This is a genomic window from Streptomyces sp. 12E, assembly GCF_055633275.1.
In genome coordinates this window covers 2,307,272-2,326,613 of the sequence record NZ_JBVNCJ010000001.1, presented here as the reverse complement: position 1 = coordinate 2,326,613, position 19,342 = coordinate 2,307,272, and the positions used below count along the sequence as shown (strand labels likewise).

At 71.9% G+C, this 19,342-nt stretch carries 15 protein-coding genes; 7 read left to right on the top strand and 8 right to left on the bottom strand.

The features are described 5' to 3' along the window. Positions 1 to 14: 14 nt before the first annotated feature. The 3 genes from ACZ8ZB_RS10950 to ACZ8ZB_RS10940 form a co-directional block, all read right to left on the bottom strand. Positions 15 to 1,196: an MAB_1171c family putative transporter gene (locus ACZ8ZB_RS10950; protein WP_470737517.1), complete on the bottom strand. Its 1,182-nt coding sequence runs from the start codon at positions 1,194 to 1,196 to the stop codon at positions 15 to 17. Continuing rightward, a complete protein-coding gene (locus ACZ8ZB_RS10945; protein ID WP_470737516.1) occupies positions 1,193 to 1,690 on the bottom strand; it encodes a toxin in 498 nt (165 codons plus the stop codon). The genes ACZ8ZB_RS10950 and ACZ8ZB_RS10945 overlap by 4 nt, the downstream gene beginning before the upstream one ends. Positions 1,691 to 1,799: 109 nt before the next feature. Then, entirely contained in the window at positions 1,800 to 3,026 is a 1,227-nt protein-coding gene (locus ACZ8ZB_RS10940; protein ID WP_470737515.1) for a DUF6545 domain-containing protein, read from the bottom strand. A 211-nt stretch (positions 3,027 to 3,237) separates the two neighbouring features. On the opposite strand from ACZ8ZB_RS10940, the gene ACZ8ZB_RS10935 reads away from it, so the two are divergent. The 4 genes from ACZ8ZB_RS10935 (at position 3,238) to arfA (ending at position 8,076) form a co-directional block, all read left to right on the top strand. Next, positions 3,238 to 4,596, top strand: a complete 1,359-nt coding sequence (locus tag ACZ8ZB_RS10935) for an extracellular solute-binding protein (protein WP_470737514.1) — start codon at positions 3,238 to 3,240, stop codon at positions 4,594 to 4,596. Beyond that, positions 4,593 to 5,534 (top strand): carbohydrate ABC transporter permease, encoded by a 942-nt coding sequence (locus ACZ8ZB_RS10930; protein ID WP_470737513.1) that lies wholly within the window; start codon positions 4,593 to 4,595, stop codon positions 5,532 to 5,534. The genes ACZ8ZB_RS10935 and ACZ8ZB_RS10930 overlap by 4 nt, the downstream gene beginning before the upstream one ends. Continuing rightward, a complete protein-coding gene (locus tag ACZ8ZB_RS10925; protein WP_470737512.1) occupies positions 5,531 to 6,394 on the top strand; it encodes a carbohydrate ABC transporter permease in 864 nt (287 codons plus the stop codon). The genes ACZ8ZB_RS10930 and ACZ8ZB_RS10925 overlap by 4 nt, the downstream gene beginning before the upstream one ends. Before the next feature lie 176 nt (positions 6,395 to 6,570). Then, a complete protein-coding gene (gene arfA, locus ACZ8ZB_RS10920; protein ID WP_470737511.1) occupies positions 6,571 to 8,076 on the top strand; it encodes an arabinosylfuranosidase ArfA in 1,506 nt (501 codons plus the stop codon). Positions 8,077 to 8,094: 18 nt separating this feature from the next. Here arfA and ACZ8ZB_RS10915 read toward each other — a convergent pair whose 3' ends face one another. The 5 genes from ACZ8ZB_RS10915 to ACZ8ZB_RS10895 all read right to left on the bottom strand — a co-directional run bounded on the left by ACZ8ZB_RS10915 (position 8,095) and on the right by ACZ8ZB_RS10895 (position 16,038). After that, positions 8,095 to 10,935 (bottom strand): glycoside hydrolase family 35 protein, encoded by a 2,841-nt coding sequence (locus tag ACZ8ZB_RS10915; RefSeq protein WP_470737510.1) that lies wholly within the window; start codon positions 10,933 to 10,935, stop codon positions 8,095 to 8,097. A gap of 212 nt (positions 10,936 to 11,147) precedes the next feature. Then, entirely contained in the window at positions 11,148 to 12,359 is a 1,212-nt protein-coding gene (locus tag ACZ8ZB_RS10910; protein ID WP_470737509.1) for a PucR-like N-terminal domain-containing protein, read from the bottom strand. 220 nt (positions 12,360 to 12,579) lie between these two features. Beyond that, positions 12,580 to 13,521: a hypothetical protein gene (locus ACZ8ZB_RS10905; protein ID WP_470737508.1), complete on the bottom strand. Its 942-nt coding sequence runs from the start codon at positions 13,519 to 13,521 to the stop codon at positions 12,580 to 12,582. A gap of 49 nt (positions 13,522 to 13,570) precedes the next feature. Next, positions 13,571 to 15,163: a DUF6801 domain-containing protein gene (locus ACZ8ZB_RS10900; protein WP_470737507.1), complete on the bottom strand. Its 1,593-nt coding sequence runs from the start codon at positions 15,161 to 15,163 to the stop codon at positions 13,571 to 13,573. A gap of 248 nt (positions 15,164 to 15,411) precedes the next feature. Beyond that, positions 15,412 to 16,038, bottom strand: coding sequence for a hypothetical protein (locus tag ACZ8ZB_RS10895; RefSeq protein ID WP_470737506.1), 627 nt, complete (start codon positions 16,036 to 16,038; stop codon positions 15,412 to 15,414). Between the two features lie 719 nt (positions 16,039 to 16,757). Between ACZ8ZB_RS10895 and ACZ8ZB_RS10890 the strand changes: the two genes are divergently transcribed. The 3 genes from ACZ8ZB_RS10890 to ACZ8ZB_RS10880 are packed head-to-tail and all read left to right on the top strand — an operon-like array spanning position 16,758 to position 19,342. After that, positions 16,758 to 17,768 carry an ABC transporter ATP-binding protein gene (locus tag ACZ8ZB_RS10890; protein WP_470737505.1) on the top strand — a complete coding sequence of 337 codons (1,011 nt, stop codon included), beginning with the start codon at positions 16,758 to 16,760 and terminating at the stop codon, positions 17,766 to 17,768. Beyond that, positions 17,765 to 18,529, top strand: a complete 765-nt coding sequence (locus ACZ8ZB_RS10885; protein WP_470737504.1) for an MlaE family ABC transporter permease — start codon at positions 17,765 to 17,767, stop codon at positions 18,527 to 18,529. The genes ACZ8ZB_RS10890 and ACZ8ZB_RS10885 overlap by 4 nt, the downstream gene beginning before the upstream one ends. A 6-nt stretch (positions 18,530 to 18,535) precedes the next feature. Beyond that, on the top strand, positions 18,536 to 19,342 hold the full coding sequence (locus tag ACZ8ZB_RS10880) for an MlaE family ABC transporter permease (RefSeq protein ID WP_398364874.1): 807 nt from the start codon (positions 18,536 to 18,538) through the stop codon (positions 19,340 to 19,342).

The window sequence follows — 19,342 nt, the reverse complement described above, 5'->3', positions numbered from 1 at the left end:
GTCCGGGGCCCGGTTCACGCGGTCCCCGCCGTCGTCGCACCGCTCGGCACCGCGTCGGCCGCCGGGACCGGGGCCGGGCCGGCCAGCGCGTCGGCGATCCGGACCAGGACGGCCGGGTCCGGCACCCGGTCCGGGAGCCGGACCCCGTCGCGCGACGGGGCCCGGCGGCCCGGTTCCGCCTCGTCGCGCACCGCCGCGGTGATCACGGCCGCCCACGCGGCGGCCTCCGCGCGCTCCGCCTCCCCCGTCGCCGCCAGCACACCGGCGCGGGTCCGGTCGTACAGCTCCCGGTCGAAGTAGGCGTCCAGGTGGCTCAGCGCGTTGTGGACGCTGGTCTGCCGCCACATCAGCCGTGTCGTGGGGGAGGCGAGCCTGGGCCGGGGCAGCCGCAGCGCCCGGCGGGTGAGGAGGTCGTCCAGGGCCCGCTCCAGCGGTTCCAGCCGGGCGTACGTCCGCCGCGCCCGCCGCCACTCGGCGACCCGGGGCGCCGCCAGCGGCACCAGCACCCCGACGACCGTCAGCAGGGCGCCGAGCCCGGCGGCGGCCGGGGAGACGGCGGTGCCCAGCCGCGACCAGTCCCGCCCGGACCAGCGCGCGACCACCGCGACCAGCTTGGCCACGCTGTACCCGGCCCCGCACAGCGAACCGGTCCCGAGCAGCGTCAGCCCCGCCCGCAGCCCGCCCCGCACCCGGCGTGCCCAGCGCAGCGACGACACGGTGGTGACGGTCACCGCGGTGAGGTGCGCGACCAGGTACAGCACGATCATCTGGGCGATGAACGGCGTCGTCGCGTAGTAGGTGTCCAGGTCGGTACGGCGCTCCACGGGCGCCTCGCCGAGCGTGAACGTCACCGCGATGCCGAGCACGACCACGGCGTAGGCGAGCAGCCAGCGGCGGACGGTGCGGCGCACCCGGGGCCCGCCGCGCCAGTGCACGACGAGGACCTGGGAGGCGGCGCAGTACCCGGTGATCGCCGCGTAGGTGACCGGCGCCGCGAGGTTCGGCACGTCGCCGATCCGGTTGACGGCGCCGACCGTCGGCGGCGCCCCCAGGAAGAAGCACAGCCCCGCGAGGCCCAGCACCGCGCAGATCGACCGCAGGTACGGATCGCGCCGGTGCCGCAGCAGATCGGGGGCCTTCACCAGCAGGCCGAGCCACAGCACCCCGCAGCTGACGTAGTTGAGCAGGCCGTTCACCCCTTCGTCCCGCGGTGGTTGAGCGCGGCCCCGATGCGTCCGGCGAGGTCCCGCGGGTCCCCGGGGCCGCCGCCCTCCGCGGCGTACACCGAGTCGGTGGAGGCCTCCAGCCAGGTGCGCAGCCGGCGGCCCATCAGCATGCCGAAGCGGTCGGCCTCCTGTTCCTCGGCCAGGCTGAAGTCGGTGCGGGCGGCGACCGGACCGGGCCGCCCGCCGGCGTCCGCGGGCCGGCGGTTCATGTGCCACACCTCGTGGCAGAGGATCACGATCTGGTGCCACACGGCGGCCCGCTCGTCGACGACCACGTCGTCGTGGTCCTCGCGCTCCAGCCACAGTCCGCTCGCCGTGTGCGGGGGGAACGCCGCCCGGTGGACGACCACCTCCCGTCCCCGCCACGCGCTGACGGAGGCGACCAGCGCCTCGAACAGGACCTCGGGATCCGCCGGGACCGCCACCCGGATGGGGCCGATGAGGGCGTCAGCGAGACGACGCATCTCCTTCCCTGTACGCACCGCTGTCTCCCTGTTTCCCTGGGTGTCGCCCGGTCACCTGTGCAATATGCCAAGTCGGGTGCCCTCCCGGCCAGTTCCGCGTGCGACGCGGTCACTCGGTGACCGCCGCGGTGACCCCGGGCGCCACGGCGAGCGCGCGGACCTCCCGGATCACGTCGGGGTGGCGCAGGGCGCGCGAGACGGCCCCGATCTCGCGCAGCAGTTCGGTGGTGTCGGGTTCGTGACCGTGGTGCGCACCGGCTCCGGCCTCGACGGCGTCGAGGATCACCACGGCCGCGGCGAGCGCCCGCGCCCGCTCCGGTGGGAGGCCGAGGCCCAGGGCGGCGGCGTACGACCGCTCGCGCAGCCGCTCGTCGGTGCGGGGGGCCAGCGGCAGCAGGACGTCCCGGATGAACGTCTCGCGGCGGGTCAGGCGCAGTCCGGGGCCGGCGTGCAGCACGAACGGCGTGCCGGAACCGTGCACGGACCGCATCAGCACGTACAGGGGCCGCAGCCGGCGGTGGGCCAGGCGCAGCCGCCAGCGCTCGTGCAGGTACTGGCCGGCGTGCGGCAGGATGAAGCCGGCCGCGATCGACACCGCGGACACGCACGCCAGCGCCGGGGCCACGTCCAGACTGAGCCAGTCCAGGTCGTTCCCGGTCCAACGCGCCCCCACGGCCGTGAGCTTGGCGGCGTCGAAGGCCAGGTTCAGCGCGTATCCGACGCCCAGGAACTTCAGTCCCCAGCGCAGCCAGGCGTCGAGTCCGTCGGCGCGGATCCAGTTCCAGATCAGCTTCGAGGTGATGAGCGCGGCGGTGGTGTGCGCGAGGAGGTACAGCAGGATCTCCTCGCGCATGAACGGCGTCGTCGCGTAGTAGGTGTCCAGGTCACGGGTGCGCTCCACGGGCACGTCCGCGAGGACGAAGAGCACCCACAGGGCGACGATCACGCCCCCGTACGCGCGGAGCACCCGGCGGGTGGCGCGGCGGGTGGAGGCGGAGTGCTCGGGCAGGCCGTCGCGCCAGGCGACGATCAGCACCAGGCAGGAGCCGCAGAAGGCGGTCAGCAGCGAGTACACCCAGGGCGCGGAGATGTTCGGCACGCCCGTGACCCGGTTGACCCACGCGATGGTCGACGGGGCGACGAACACGAACACCGCGCAGGCGAGCAGCAGCAGCCCGCCGACCGCGCGCAGCAGCGGATCGTCCCACAGCCGGACGATCGTCGGCAGTTTGATCGCCAGGGCGGCGGCGAGGACGAGGGCCGGGATCCACCAGAAGGACGTGTAGAACGCGCTGAGGAACGAGGCCGGACCCACGGCCGCCTCCGCGAACCCCATCCCGCCCCCCGCTCCCGTCCGCCGCCGAAACCAAGGCCGTCCGAGCCTACGCGGCCGGACGTGTCCGCGTCATGCGAGGGCTCCCGCGGAAAGTCCCGCTGTGAGTTCTTGTCCGATCCATTGACGCGCCGGTCCATCGCCTCTACGGTCCGTTCGAAGTTACGGGCGTCATTCGATATTTCGAACCATCGATGAACGGATGGGGCAGGGCATGGGACGACCTGGCCTGGATCGCAGGCAACTTCTCGCCGGACTGGGCGGGTTGACCGTCGCCGGAAGCTTCGGCTTCGCGGCGCTCGGGACCGGGGCCGACGCGCTCGCCTCCGGGGCGGACACCCGGGTGCGCTACTGGAACCTCTTCAGCGGCGGCGACGGATACAACATGATCGCGATGCTGGATTCCTTCCGCCGGGAGACGCCCGGCATCGAGGTGAAGGACTCCACCCTCCAGTGGGGCAGCCCCTTCTACACCAAGCTCGCCATGGCGGCCGCGGGCAACCGCGCACCCGATCTCGGCGTCATGCACCTGGGCCGCGTCACCGGTTTCTCACCCGGCCGCCTCCTGGACCCCTGGGACGTCGGCCTGCTCGCCGAGTACGGGGTCGAGGAAGCCGACTTCAACCCCGAGCTGTGGAAACGCGCCGTCGTCGACGGCAGGCTCTACGCCCTCCCGCTCGACATCCACGTCCAGCTCTGCTTCTACCGCAAGGACGTGCTGAGGAAGGCGGGCCTGCTCGGCGCCGACGGCAGGATGATCCCGGTGACGTCGACCGACCAGTGGTTCGACGTGCTGAAGGAGGCCAGGAAGGCCACCGGGAAGGGGCTGCAGACCATCGGCCTGTGGCTCAACGACCAGAACTTCCAGTGGTGGTTCTTCGTCGCCTTCTACACCCAGCTCGGCGGCACCTGGTTCGACGACGCCCACACCGAGGTCACCTTCGACACCGACAAGGCCACCCAGGTCCTGGAGTTCCTGCGCCGTCACATCACCGACGGGTACGCCGACCCGAACTTCGGCGGCGGCGCGGGCGCCGAACAGTTCGTCAACGGCTCCCCCTTCGTCTGGGAGGGCAACTGGTCGGTGCCGGTCTTCGACAGCGCGAAGATCGAGTACGGGGCCACCCCCCTGCCCCCCGTCTTCGGCGCACCGGCCACCCACGCCGAGTCGCACGCCTTCGTGCTCCCGCACCAGTCCGGCCGCGGCGGCGCCACCAACGAGGCCGCCCACCGGCTCGCCGCCTACATCGTCCAGCACGCCCGGCAGTGGGCCGCGGGCGGACACATCCCCGCCCACACCCCCACCCTCTCCTCGGACGCGTACCGGAAGCTGGACCCGCAGAGCGAGTACGTCTCCGCGATGGACCACCAGGCCACCGAGCCCAAGGTGTGGTTCGCCGGCTCCACCGGCATCCTCGCCCAGCGCGTCGGCCCCGTCGTCGTCTCCTCCACGACGGGCTCCGCCAGGCCCGGCGCCGCCGCCGACCGCATGAAGAGCACGCTGGCCCGGCTCCTCGCCTCGAAGAACCCCATGGACGGCCGCACCGCCGCGCAGGGAGGTGCCGCCGCATGACGACGACCAGCGCCGGGACCGTCATCCGCCCGGCCCGCGCCGAGGCCGCCGCCGACGCTTCCGCCGTCCGCCGCAAGCAGGGATTCCAGCACGGCGGCTGGTTCATCGCCCCGTTCCTCGTGCTGTTCGCGCTCTTCGTGATCTGGCCGCTGCTGCGCGGCCTCTACCTCAGCTTCACCGACGCCAACATCTCCGGCGACGGCACGAGCTTCGTCGGCCTCGACAACTACCGCGAGGCCCTCGACGACCCGCTGGTGTGGGAATCCCTCGGCCACAGCGCCTGGTTCACGCTGCTCGTCGTCCCCTGCCTCACCGTCCTCGCCTTCCTCCTCGCCATGCTCGCCCACCACATCGAGCGCGGGAAATGGCTGTGGCGGCTCTGCTTCTTCATGCCGTTCCTGCTGCCGTCCACCGTCGCCGCCAACCTCTGGCAGTGGCTGTTCAACCCCGGCACCGGCATGATCAACCACGTCTTCGGCATCGAGACGCCCTGGCTGACCGACAAGTCGTACGCCATGCTCGCCGTCGTCGTCACCACCCTGTGGTGGACCGTCGGCTTCAGCTTCCTGCTCTACCTCGCCGCCCTCCAGGGCATCCCCGCACACCTCTACGAGGCCGCCGAACTCGACGGGGCGAACGCCTGGCACCGCATGGCCCACATCACCCTGCCGATGCTGCGCAACATCACGGGCCTGGTCGTCGCCCTGCAGATCCTCGCCTCGCTCCAGGTCTTCGACCAGGCCGTCGTGATGCAGGACTTCGGCCCGGGGCCGGAGGGATCGACCCGCACCTTCGTGCAGTACACCCTCGAACAGGGCTTCACCAGCTACCGCGTGGGCTACGCCTCCGCCATCTCCATCATCTTCTTCGTGATCATCGCGGCCGTCGCCCTCGCCCGGACGTGGCTGCTGCGCAACCGTGAGGAGGGCGGCCGATGACCACCGCCGCACAGCAGACACGGGCCGAACCCCGCCGGAACCGGTCGGCCGGCCAGATCGTCCTCACCCTCCTCGGCGCCGCCGTCTCCCTCGTCTTCCTCGCCCCGCTCGCCTGGGCCCTGTTCACCTCCTGGAAGTCGGAGACCGAGGCCGTCGAGGTACCGCCGCACTGGCTGCCGAAGGAGTGGACCGGCCAGGCGTGGACGGCCGTCCTCGAGACCGGCAACATCACCAACTGGTTCGTGAACTCCCTGGTGGTGTCCGTGTGCGTGACGGCGATCGTGCTGGTGGTCAGCGCACTCGCCGGGTACGGCTTCGCACGCACCGAGTTCCGCGGCAGACACGTCCTGATGGGCGTGGTCATGGCCGGCCTCATGGTCTCCCCGGCCGTGCTCGGCGTCCCCCTGTTCACCACCGTCCAGCAGATGGGCATGGTCGACACCTACTGGGGCATGATCCTGCCGCAGTGCGCGCCCGCCGCGATGGTCTACATCCTCTACAAGTTCTTCCAGGGCGTCCCGCGCGAACTGGAGGAGGCCGCCTTCATCGACGGCGCCGGCCGCTGGCGCGTCTTCCTCACGATCATCGTGCCGCTGTCCCGCCCCTCCCTCGCGGCGGTCGGCATCTTCACCTTCATCAGCTCGTGGAACAACTTCCTGTGGCCCTACATGGTCACCAACAACCCCGACCTGATGACCATGCCGAACGGCATCGCCACCGTCATGAACTCCTACGGCATCCAGTGGGCCCAGCTCATGGCCGGCGGCCTCATGGCGGGCCTTCCGCTGATCGTCGTCTTCGTCTTCTTCCAGCGCCAGATCGTGGCGGGCGTCGCCCACACCGGTCTGGCGGGTCAGTGATCCCTCCGATGGGAGCCTGATGTGAAGCGCCTGGGACTCGTCACCCTCCCGGCCGCCGCGGCCGTGGCCCTGCTGCCGGCCACCAGGGGCACGGGGCTGTGCCGATGCGCGGCCCCGCCGCGCGGGCGCGACCAGCCACCAGGCACCCGCACCTGAGAACGCACCGGAAGGAACTCATGCGCACCGCTCGTTTCACCCTGGACCCCGCCTTCACCGTAGGCGAAGTGAACCCCCGTCTCTTCGGCTCGTTCGTGGAACACCTCGGCCGCTGCGTGTACACCGGCATCTTCGAACCCGGCCACCCCACCGCGGACGCGGAAGGCCTCCGCCAGGACGTCCTCGACCTCGTCAGGGAACTGGGCGTCACCGCCGTCCGCTACCCCGGCGGCAACTTCGTCTCGGGCTACAAGTGGGAGGACTCCGTGGGCCCCGTCGAGGACCGCCCCCGCCGCCTCGACCTCGCCTGGCGCTCCACCGAGACCAACCGCTTCGGCCTCTCCGAGTACATCGCCTTCCTGAAGAAGATCGGCCCCCGGGCCGAGCCCATGATGGCCCTCAACCTCGGCACCCGGGGCGTCGCCGAGGCCCTGGAGCTCCAGGAGTACGCCAACCACCCCTCCGGCACGGCCCTGTCGGACCTGCGCGTCGAGCACGGCGACAAGGACCCGTTCGGCATCCGCATGTGGTGCCTGGGCAACGAGATGGACGGCCCCTGGCAGACCGGCCACAAGACCGCCCGGGAGTACGGCCGCATCGCCGCCGAGACCGCCCGCGCCATGCGCCAGATCGACCCCGGCGTCGAGCTCGTCGCCTGCGGCTCCTCCGGCCAGTCCATGGAGACCTTCGCCGAGTGGGAGGCGACGGTCCTCGAGGAGACGTACGACCTGGTCGACTACATCTCCCTGCACGCCTACTACGAGCCGCTCGACGGCGACGTCGACTCCTTCCTCGCCTCCGCCGTCGACATGGAGTCCTTCATCGAGAACGTGGTCGCCACCTGCGACCACGTCGGGGCCCGCCTCAAGTCCAAGAAGAAGATCAACCTCTCCTTCGACGAGTGGAACGTCTGGTACCTCTCCCGGACCGAGGCCCAGGTCAGCGCCCTGGACTGGCCCGAGGCCCCGCGGCTGCTCGAGGACAGCTACAGCGTCACCGACGCCGTCGTCTTCGGCTCGCTCCTCATCGCCCTGCTCCGGCACGCGGACCGCGTCACCGTGGCCTGCCTCGCCCAGCTCGTCAACGTGATCGCCCCGATCATGACCGAGCCCGGCGGCCCGGCCTGGCGGCAGACGACGTTCTTCCCGTTCGCCCAGGCCTCGAAGCACGGCCGGGGCGAGGTGCTCGACGTCCGCGTGGACTCGCCTACGTACGAGACGAGGAAGTACGGCGAGGCCGACCTGCTGCACGCCACCGCCGTGCGCGCCGAGGACGGCACGGTCACCGTCTTCGCCGTCAACCGCAGCCGCACCGAGTCCCTGCCGCTGGACGTCGCGCTGGGCGGCCTCGGCCTCACCTCGGTCGTCGAGCACAGCGCCCTCGCGGACGCCGACCCCGACGCCCGCAACACCCTCGCCGAACCCGAGCGGGTCACCCCGCACCCGGTCGACGGCACGACCCTGGACGCCGGCCGGCTCTCCGCCGTACTGGAGCCGCTGTCCTGGAACGTGATCCGGCTGGCGTGAGCCGCCGGGGCGGTGGACTCACCTCCCCGGTGAGTCCACCGCCTCCACCGGGACCCCGCCCAGCGCCGCGCCCAGCAGCGTCAGCCGTACGTCGCGCGGGCCCGAGGGCGTGGTCCCGTCGGACAGCACCGCCAGGGCCAGCGTGTTGGTCCCCCGTGTGCGCAGGATCCCGTTCGGCAGGACGAAGGTGTGCTGCGGGCCCACATCGTTGATGTACTGGCCCATGTTCCAGCCGTTGAGGAAGATCTGGACCCGGTAGGCGCGCTCCGGGTCGTCGTCGAGCGTGAGCCCGATCGAGGCGTCCACGTCCGCGTCGACGGCGAGCCGGAAGCCCGTCCGGTACCAGGTCACCCCCTGCCGCCGCTCCTCCCGGGGGAACTCCACGTCCGGCCACTCCCGGTCGTCGAACCCCGGCAGGTGCCAGCCCTCCCGCTCCCCGTACAGCCCGCCGTTGTTCAGCGGTCCGCGCACCCGGTCCGGCGCCACGGCGCCCCGGATCCGCCACTCCACGTCCCGGGACGCGCCCCCGAACCGGGCCGACACGAGCCCGCGCGCGGCCCTGTGCGTGTCCTGCGCCCGCTCGTCCCCGTCGTGCTGCATCGGCCGGACCAGCACGGACAGCACGTGCGGGCCCCGCGTGCGCCACTTCTTCGGCACGCCGAAGGAGGCCGTCGCCGTCCACGTGCCCCGCCGGGCCGTGTCCTCGTCCGGCACCGGCATGCGGTGCGTGCCCAGCGGGCGGCCGTCCAGCCAGGCCATCAGCAGCCCCTGCGTACCGGTGCTGTAGGACAGCGACACGGACGTGACGCCGCGGGCGTCCTCGAACCGTCCCCGGTACCAGACGTCGCCGTAGTGGAAGCCGTGGTCGTCCGCGAAGAGGACGGGACCGCCCTCGGGCACGGGCGTGGTGCTGTGCGACGAGGCGAGACCGGCGGCCGGCCACGCCGAGTCGTCGAAACCGGCCTCGGACTCCGGGTTCTCCGCCCGCCGGCGCCAGCCCTCCAGCGCGGGCAGCCGCACCTCGGGCGCGCCCGGCATCAGCCCCTCCATCAGCAGGCTCCCGGCCCGGCTGACCTCGGTGCGCACCGGCCGTCCGTTCCAGGTCACGGCGGTGATCCCGCGCGGTGCCCACACCTCCAGGCCGGTCTCGCCGACGAGGTCGCCGACGAGGTGGGCGGTGGAGCCGCGCAGGGTGACCGAGCGCAGCAGCGCCGGGCCGTAGACCAGCATCGAGCCGGACGGGGTCTCGTACGGCCACAGGCGCAGCGCGGTCGCGTCGTCGGCGAACAGCAGCACCATGGGCGTCTCGGAGTCCCCGCCCTTGACCAGCACCCGGCTCAGCCCGCCCACGCCCAGCGGCACCACGACGTTCAGCCTGCCCCGGTCGTAGGACCACCCGGGCTCGTCGTCCAGCCGGTAGGTGAGCGGCTCGGTGTCGCAGTCCAGCGCGACCTGCGCCGTCTCACCCCTGCGGCCCGTGAACAGGGCGATGTCCTGCCGTCCGACGGTCGTGCTCAGCATGGGCTGCGCGGTGGTGTACGCCAGTCTCCGCCGGCCCAGTTCCAGCCCGGTGACGAGCAGCTTGGCGTCCCGCGCTCCGACGGTGACGGGGACGTCGATGCCGGTGCCGGGCAGCATCGAGTCGACCGGCTCCCCGGAGTCGTTGTGCAGGACGTACACCTGGGCGCCGGTGTCCGGATTGGCCAGGTGGCGCACCCTCAGCCGGTCGTCCTCGGCCCGCACCTCCTTCGCCGGGTCCAGCCGGGCGAGGTCGGGCACGGTCCGCAGCAGGTGGCCGAGCTGCTGGAGCGCGGCCAGCTTCGGCGTCGGCCGGCGGCCCTCGTCGACCGCCGCCCCGTGGTCGTACGAGGTGTAGACGCCCGGCGCGGGCAGCCAGCCCCACGAGGTCCCGCCGAACGCCATGCGGACGTTGTGCACCGTGACGCCGTCGGCGAGGTTCGTGAGGAGGTCGCGCCGCTCGCGGGCCGCGTCGTGCGTGCGCCGCACCTGCGCGTACCCCTTGCCGCCGGAGGCGGCCCCGCCCCACGGGTCGGCCGCCCCGCCGGCCGCCCCGGCCAGGACCCCGGGCGTCCGCCGGCCGGTGCCGCGGTCGCCGAAGCGCCCGTCCGCGTGGAACAGCGGTACGTCGATGCGGTCGGCGCGCGCCTTGTCGTACAGGTGGGTCAGGTAGGCCTGCCCGGCCGGATCGTCGGCGAGGACCTCGATCCCGTCCTCGAACTGGTACAGCAGCACGGTGCCGCCGCCCGCGGTGAACAGGTGCCGGACGGCGATGCGGTTGACGGCGCTCAGCCACGCGTCGGCGTGCCGCAGGTACTCCGGGTCGGTGGTGCGGGCGCGGCCCCCGGTGGCCGTCAGCCACCCGGGGAACCCGCCGGCGTCGAGATCGGCGGACCCCAGGTACGGACCGGGACGCAGGATGACGTACAGCCGCTCCTCGGCGGCCATGGTCAGGAAGAGGTCCAGGTCCCGCACCCCGGTGAAGTCGTACCGTCCGGGCGCGGGGGAGTGGTGGTTCCACGGCACGGGGACGCTGACCGCGTTGCACCCGCCCGCGCGCAGCTTCTGCAGCACGTCCCGCCACAGGGACGGGCTGGGCAGCCGGAAGGGGTGCATCTCGCCGGACCACAGCACCAGGCGCCGGCCGTCGACCAGCAGCGAGTACCGGTCGTGGCCGATCCGGTGCCGCTTGCCGTCCGCGCTCGGGGGAGGGGGCGGCGGACCCGTCGGCACGCTGCGCGGCCCGTGCGTGCCGGTCGCCGCCCCGCCGCTGCCGGCCAGCGCGAGACCGAGCGCCGCCGTACCGGCCAGGGCGGTGAAGGTACGCCTGCTGAGCTCCAAGGGAGCGCCTCCTGTAGTGCTGCCACACGGGGTGCCGGTGGGCCATTGTCCACGAACCGGCACTTCCGCGTTCACACGAGGGCCTCGTTACGCCTGGTTCCTCCCGCTTCGGTGGGGTGGAAGCGAAGGGCCGGAGTTCGCCCTGTCCGCCGCCGGCGCGCGGGCGGGCCGGCGCGGATCCGCGGGCCCGCCCGCTGTGCCCGCGGCAGGAGTCACTCCCCGGTGTCGTGGCCGCGCAGGTGGAGCGAGCGCAGGGCCACCTCGAGGGCGAAGCGGTGGTCGGGGTCGGTGAGCCGGTCGCCCAGGTGGGCGTCCAGGTTCCGCAGGCGGTAGCGGACGGTCTGGGCGTGGACGCCCAGCATCTCGCCGACCTGCTCGGCGGGCGCCCGGGTGGAGACGTGGACCCGGAGCGTCTCGACGAGCCGTTGGCGCCGGCTGGCGGGCAGTCCGTCGAGCGGGGCCAGTTCGCGGGCCGCGAGCTGGTCGACGAGGGCGGGGTCGGACAGCAGCCACAGCGTGATCAGGTGGTCCTCGCAGCGGACCAGCGGGGCGTCGGGCACCACACCGTCGTCGACGAACTGGAGCACGCGGCGCGCCCAGCGGACGGAGTCGGCGGCCTGCGCGAGCGGCACGGTCAGGCCCACCGCGGCGCGGGTGCCGGACAGGGCCGTGCCGAGCATCGCGAGGCGTTGCGGGGTGAGGTCCCCGGGGACGAGCAGGTGCGGCTGCGGGATGTCGAGGTCGGCGAGGACGTCGCCGTCGAGAGCCGCCTGGATGTGGTCCGGCGCCGGGGGGCGGAGGGCGACGAGGGTGCACGTCCGGGGGAGCTCCCAGGCGGCGGCCTCGCACAGTTCGGAGACGGTCGTCTGGGGCAGCGGCGACGAGGCCAGGATCAGGTGCAGTAACTGTCTTCGTAACGCGAAGACCTCGGACGCGGCCCGCTCCCGCACCTCCGCGTACCCCTCGCGGGTGACCGCCTCCAGTTCCTCGACGTACGAGAAGAGGGCGTCCGCGAAGGCCAGGATGAGGGAGGGGGAGAGGTTGTGCTGCCTGCCCACCGACCTCGCCCGGCGCAGCGCGATACGGGCGCCGAGCCGGTAGGCGCCCTGCAGGGTCTCCAGGTCGCGGCCCTCGTAGGCCTCCACCCGGCCGAACCTGCGCAGGAGTTCGTCCCGCAGTTCCGAACTCCTGCCGGGGTCGGCCACCCGGTCCACGAAGGCGACCAGGGCCTGTTCCACGCCTTGGCGGACCGCGTCCCCGTTGGGGCCGTTGAGCAGTCGGCCGTACACCGGGTAGGCGCGGGTGACCTCGGCCCGTATCTCGTTCAGCAGCCCGGGGAGTTCCGGCCGTATGAAGGCCGCGAACTTCCTGGGCAGGGGCTCGAGCGGTTCACCGACCTCCGGGGACCGTGTGGTCGAGGGCATCAGCCACCCCTTGCTCTCCGACGTGTCCGGCGGGATGGCCGGGCGGGCGTCGTCCGGCCGGGTGGCGGACGACGCCCGGACCGGTCCACCCGGTCGTGCCGGCCTGAAAAGCTGAAGCTAAATCAACTTCTTTTTGTTGTACACGGGTTGAGCGGAATTGCTCCATCGCGGCAGCGGTTCCCGGCCGTCACGACGGCCGGGAACCGCTGCCGCGTGTCCGTTACCCGACGGCGGAGTGCCAGTTCTCCGCGAGCACCTTGCCGGCGTCGGGCGCGGCGGTGCCGGGTGCGTTGAGGCCGGTGAGGTGGGTCTGCGTGTCGTCGAGGGTGAGGCTGTTGTTCCCGGCGGCGGAGGGCAGCCCGGACTTCGCGTTGACCGCGGCGTTGATCAGGCCGACGTTCAGGCCGCAGCCGGTGGCGGCGGGAACCGCGAAGGTGCTGTCGTTCTGGGTGGCGCCGGTGAGGTTGATCCGGCTCATCTCGCCGGATTCGTCGGGGGTGCCGTCGCCCTGGAAGAAGGTCATCCCGAAGTCCGGGTAGTTGAGGTTCCTCGGGCGCAGCAGGATCGGGTCGGCGGCCGTTCCGATGTAGCACTTGCCGCCCAGGAGCGGGTTCTCCAGGTGGATGCGGACCGGCAGGGCGACGATGGGCATGTCGGTGAGGACGCCCGCGGTCTGGTCGAAGGCGTAGGGCGCGCCGACGGACTCCATGGTGGCGGTGATCTTGTTGAGGGAGGAGTTCTCGAGCGTCTTGCAGAGGGACGTGATCACCGGGATGCTGCTCGGACACATCAGGCCGAGCAGGCCGCCGGGCACGGTGGCGGAGTCGGCGACGAGCGCGCCGGAGGGCGGGGCGACGACGGTGCTGGTGCCGTCCGCGTTCTGGACGACGCCGAGCTGGAGGTTGGTCCTCCCCGTGGTCACGGTGGTCTTGCCCAGCTTGATGGAGCCGCTGGCGGAGGTGGAGACCACGCACTGCGGGGTCCTGTCGAAGCCGTCGGCGGCCAGCATCGCCGGCGCGTCCACGGGGCAGCGGGTGAAGGGGGCCCACTCGCCGTTCAGCGTGGGGTCGGCGGCGGTCGCGGTGCCCAGGGAGGCGAGGGCGCCGAGCGCGGTCAGGGCGGAGACGGTCGCGATCCTGGTGCGGGTGGAGGGCTGGGACATGGTGGTGGCCTTCCGTGGTGGTGGGAGGGGGAACGGGGGAGGGAGCGGCTCAGCGCTCGGCTACGGGGATCACGTGGGGCTGCAGGTCACTGGTGCACTGGGCGGCGGCGTTCTCGTCCCCGAACACGGGGGCGCTCGGCGTGCACGTCTGCCCCTGTGTCTGCTTGATGTAGTTGCCGGGGCCGGAGACGGAGGCGGTGAGGAGGCGGTCGAGGTTCTCGCCGCCGTCGCTGCCGCAGCCGGTGAAGGCGGGGATGGTCGCCTCGCCGGTCAGCGGGCCGCCCGAGAGGAGCATGTAGCCGGTGGCGTCCTCGGCGTACTTCTGCTCGCCCTTCCCGTACATGAGCAGGTGGTCGCCGGGGTGGTTCGCGGGGTCCGGCTCGGCGGAGCGGAGCGGCTTCTCCGTCCGGCAGCCGGAACCGACGTCCAGGGGGGTGCCGTTGACCTCGAGACCGGTCACCCGGAGCCTCAACGGGACCCGGACGAAGGTCTCCGCCTCGATGTCCGCCCCCACATAGACGGTGTCGAAGCGGATGGTCATCGGACCGGTCTGTTCCAGCACCATGGTGGCCGTCGTCGGGACGAACCCGAAGCTGAGGAAGGTGCTCCGGAAGGGGGGCGTCCGCATGCGCCCCTCGTGGTGCAGCTCGCCCTCGGCTTTGATCGTCACGACGAAGTTGCCCTGTTCGTCCGGCTCGGCGAGCATCTCCTTCGTCTCGAGCAGCACGCAGGACACCGGCAGGAGCGAAGCGCCCTTCTGCTTCTTCACGTTGCTGTAGCCGGTGATGTACGCGTTCATCGACAGGGGTTCGAAGGGGTTCTCCTCGTCGTAGGCGCAGCGCGGTGCGTCGCGGCCCGCCGCGGAGCCGGGCGGGCCCTCCGCCACCTCCGGGCTCCGGTCCACCCGTCTGTCCCGCGGTGTCCCGAAGGACGGGTCCGGCGTCCCGAAGGACGGGTCCGGCGGCCCGGAGGAGGCACCGGGCGCGGACGGCGAGCCGCTCGGCTCCGCCGTGCCCGTGACGACCGGCACGGTGGCCAGCACTCCCTCCCCCGGCGCGTTCCCGGAGGGGGAGCACGCGACGGTCAGCGACCCGGGATCGGTGGCGGTCCCGTCCGCCGTGCCGAGCGCCAGGTCGACGGCGAGGTTCCCGGCGGAGAAGCCCAGGTCGCCGTCGCCCCGTCCGGTCACCGTCGGGACGTCGCCCGTCGCGGTCAGCGTCAGCGGTCCGGACCCGGGGAGGGCGGCCGGCTCCGCGGTGCCGTGCCACGTCGCCTCGGCCGTGGCCTCGTCCTGGGTGACGCCGACGGTGAGACGGGTGGCGGCCCGCGCGGTGGCCGCCCCGAGCGCGGTGAGGTCCGCGACCGCCTCGGCCGGGAGCTCCACGGCGGTGGTGACACCGGTGGGTGAGATCGCCTCTCCCCGCTTCGCCCGGTCCGGGAACTCCGCCGAGATCCGCACCGTCGCGGTCCGCTCCCCCGAGGGGAGGCCGCAGACGTAGGGCAGTTCGACGTCGACCTCCTGGGTGCCCGGGGCGGAGGCCGCGGCCGGGACCACGGCGGTCAGTACGACGAACGCGGCGATCGCCGTGCCCCTGGTGCGGACACGGGACGGCCGCGACGCGGCGGTACGGTTGCCTCTCAATGCTGCTCCGCTCGAGTCGTTCGGAACCGGGGACCGCCGGCCGGCGCCGGTGGAGTCCGGCAAGGGCTACGGGTGGGTGCCGACGACCGTCGGGGCGCTGCCGTTCGGCGTCCGGAGGCCGTAGCGGCCCTTCCGGAGGAGCTTGGTGGCGGTGGTGACCGACGAGTCGCAGTCGGCGGGTCCGGCACGGGCGGCCCGCGAACGCCCGGCCGGGTGTGCCGGCCGGGCGTTCGCGGGCGGGTGGCGCCTTACGGGTTGGTGCCGACGATCTTCGGGATGGCGCCGTTCGACGCCTTGATGGCGTAGTTGCCCCTGAAGAGGGGCTTGGTGGCGGTCGTGATGACCGAACCGCAGTTGACCGGGTTGGTGACGGTCAACTCGCCGGTGACGCTGTTGACGGCCAGGATGCCGGTGGAGTTGGTGTAGGTGGCCGAGGCCTTGCCCTTCACCGTGAACTTGCAGACGCCGGCGGTCACGTTGGCCGTGACGTTGCCGACGTAGCCCTTGGTGACGCCGGTCGAGGCGGTGTAGTCCTGCGCGACGACGGTCCAGGGGGTGACCGCCACGGTGGTGACGTTGCCCAGGACGCTGGTGCACGGCGTCGCGGAGGTGCCGAAGTTGATGGCGTTGATGGTGGCGACCTGGGCCGGGTTGCCCGTGGCGCTCGCCATGCCGCCCGAGGCGCCCGAGGTCGTGCACGTCATCGGGATGGTGGCGGTCAGCACGATGTTGCCGCTGTTCGTCGCCGTGTAGCTGCCCGTCGGGGTGACGGTCCACACCGTGGACGGCACCGCCGAGGCGGGGGAGAGGGTGAGGCCGAAGGCGGCCGTGGCCGCACCCGCCACGACAGCGGTCCTTCTGAGGGTTTTCTTCATGGCTCGGGGAGTCTCCTTGTGGATTGACCGGCAGAGATGGGCCGTGGCCGAGGTGGTCGAGGGGCGGCCGTGCGGCCCGCGGCTCGGTGTTCCCTGTCCGCGAGCCATGACGTTACTTGCGGGAAACTTAGCCGAACAATGCCGCCGTTCATGATTCTTTGAAAAGCGAAACCAACTGTTCCCGGGGTGAGCGGTTCGCGGACCGTCTTACTCACCTGTCGTCAATGGCGAGATCTCCGGCCGGCGTCCGGAAGTGTTCCGTGGAACGTCCGGCGTCGAGCCGGTCCGCTCACTCGGTGACAGTTTCGGGAGTGTTTTTTGTTTGCGCCGTGACAGGTTTTCCGTGGCTGGAGTCGGCCCCCCGGAAAACTCGGATTCCACTCTTGCCCGTAGAGGTTACTGGGCCGTAACGTGCCGGTGTGGTGCTCGGTTCCAGGTCGGTGGCCCCCGTCGGCCGGAGCCATGACGGATGCTTTCCGGCCGCGCCCTTCCACTGGGGCCGGACGTCCGTCGGCGGGGTCCCGCGGATCCGAGCCCCCGGAGCCGCGGGGCCCCGCCTGTCTCCCCGGAGACAAGTGCGGGTGCGGCGTGTTGTCTGCGCGGTGACAAAGTCCGGAAAGCCGACGGGCAACCGGCGTCGCACCCGTTGTCAGCGCGTTCCGCGCCGACTTAACGTGCGCCGGCGACGCGCATGAGGACACACGTCCGCTGGAGGTGACATGGGAATCGAAGTCGTGGTCGAGGGACTGACCAAGTCCTTCGGCAAGCAGAGCATCTGGCGGGACGTGACACTCACCCTTCCTGCCGGGGAGGTGAGCGTGATGCTGGGTCCGTCCGGCACCGGGAAGACCGTTTTCCTGAAATCGCTCATAGGGTTGCTCAAACCGGAGAAGGGCCGTGTCCTCATCAACGGGGTGGACATGGTGAACAGTCCCGAAAGGGATATATACGAGACCCGGAAATTGTTCGGGCTCATGTTCCAGGACGGAGCCCTCTTCGGGTCCATGTCCCTCTTCGACAACATCGCCTTCCCGCTGCGCGAGCACACCCGGAAGAAGGAGTCCGAGATCCGCCGCATCGTCATGGAGCGGATCGAGGTCGTCGGGCTGCTGGGCGCGGAGGGCAAGCTCCCGGGGGAGATCAGCGGCGGCATGCGCAAACGGGCCGGCCTGGCCCGCGCGCTCGTGCTGGACCCGCAGATCATCCTCTGCGACGAGCCGGACTCCGGGCTCGACCCGGTCCGCACCGCCTACCTCTCCCAGTTGCTGATCGACCTGAACGCGCAGATCGACGCGACGATGCTGATCGTCACCCACAACCTCGACATCGCCGCCACCGTGCCGGACAACATGGGGATGCTCTTCCGGCGCGAGCTCGTCACCTTCGGCCCGCGCGAGGTGCTGCTCACCAGCGAGGAGCCGGTCGTGGCCCAGTTCCTCGACGGCCGGCGCGAGGGCCCCATCGGGATGTCCGAGGAGAAGGACGCGGCCACCCTCGCCGCCGAGGCGGGCGCCGCCGGCCTCGCCGCGGCCCGGCCCCGCGCCATCGTCCCGCAGCTGGAGCCGTCGCCCGGCCTCCCGCCGCGCCGGGCCGTCGCCCGGCGGCGTGAGCGTGTCATGAGCATGATCGAACAGTTGCCGCCCGCCGCACGGTCCGCCATCCGCCGGACCTACGCGCAGAGCGCCGGGGCGCCCACCCTGCCGATGCCCGCCGCCGGGAGCGGCGCGTGATCACCGGTGCGCTGCGGCAGACCGGCCGGCTGTTCGCACTCGCCGCCGAAGTGAGCCGGGCCGTCTTCCGAAGACCCTTCCAGTTCCGCGAGTTCGTCGAGCAGTTCTGGTTCGTCGCGAGCGTCACCATCCTGCCCGCCGCCCTCGTCTCGATCCCCTTCGGCGCCGTCATCGCACTCCAGGTCGGCTCCCTGACCCAGCAGATGGGAGCCCAGTCGTTCACCGGGGGCGCCAGCGTCCTCGCCGTCGTCCAGCAGGCGAGCCCGCTCATCGTGGCCCTGCTGATCGCCGGCGCCGGCGGCTCCGCCATCTGCGCCGACCTCGGCTCCCGCAAGATCCGCGAGGAGCTCGACGCCATGGAGGTCATGGGCGTCTCGCCCGTGCAGCGCCTCGTCGTGCCCCGGGTCCTGGCCACCATGGGCGTGGCGGTCCTGCTCAACGGCCTGGTCTCCGTCGTCGGCACCCTCGGCGGCTACTTCTTCAACGTGATCATGCAGGACGGCACCCCCGGCGCCTACCTGTCCAGCTTCTCCGCCCTCGCCCAGCTCTCCGACCTGTACATCAGCGAACTCAAGGCGCTGGTCTTCGGATTCATCGCGGGCATCGTCGCCGCCCACCGGGGCCTCAACCCGCGCGGCGGCCCCAAGGGCGTCGGCGACGCCGTCAACCAGTCCGTCGTCATCACCTTCCTCCTGCTCTTCTTCGTGAACATGGTGATGACGGGCATCTACCTCCAGATCGTCCCGCCGAAGGGAGGCTGAGGCCCGATGGCCTCCCCGCTCGCCCTGCTCGACCGCTCCGGCGACCACCTGCTCTTCTACGCCCGCGCGCTGCTGTGGATCCCGCGGACCCTGCACCGCTACCTCAAGGAGGTGCAGCGCCTCCTCGCCGAGGTCGCCTTCGGCTCCGGCGGCCTCGGCGTCATCGGCGGCACCATCGGCGTGATGATCGCGATGACGCTCTTCACCGGAACCGTCGTCGGGCTCCAGGGCTACGCGGCCCTCGACCAGATCGGCACGGCCGCGTTCACCGGATTCGTCTCCGCCTACTTCAACACCCGCGAGATCGCCCCCCTCGTCGCCGGACTCGCCCTCTCGGCGACCGTCGGCGCCGGCTTCACCGCCCAGCTCGGCGCCATGCGCATCAACGAGGAGGTCGACGCCCTCGAGGGCATGGGCATCCGCTCCATGCCCTACCTGGTCACCACGCGCATCATCGCCGGGGTCGTCGCCATCGTCCCGCTCTACGCGATCGGGCTGCTCTCCTCCTACCTGGCGTCCCGCTACGTGACCGTCCTGTTCAACGGCCAGTCCCGGGGCACGTACGACCACTACTTCAACCTGTTCCTCTCCCCGACGGACGTCCTGCTCTCGGTGCTGAAGGTGCTGGTCTTCAGCGTGATGGTGATCCTCGCCCACTGCTACTACGGCTACCGCGCCACGGGCGGCCCCGCCGGCGTCGGCGTCGCCGTCGGCCGGTCCGTGCGCAACGCCATCGTGCTGATCAGCGTCACCGACTTCTTCCTGTCGCTCGCCCTGTGGGGCGCGACCACGACCGTGAAGGTGGCGGGGTGA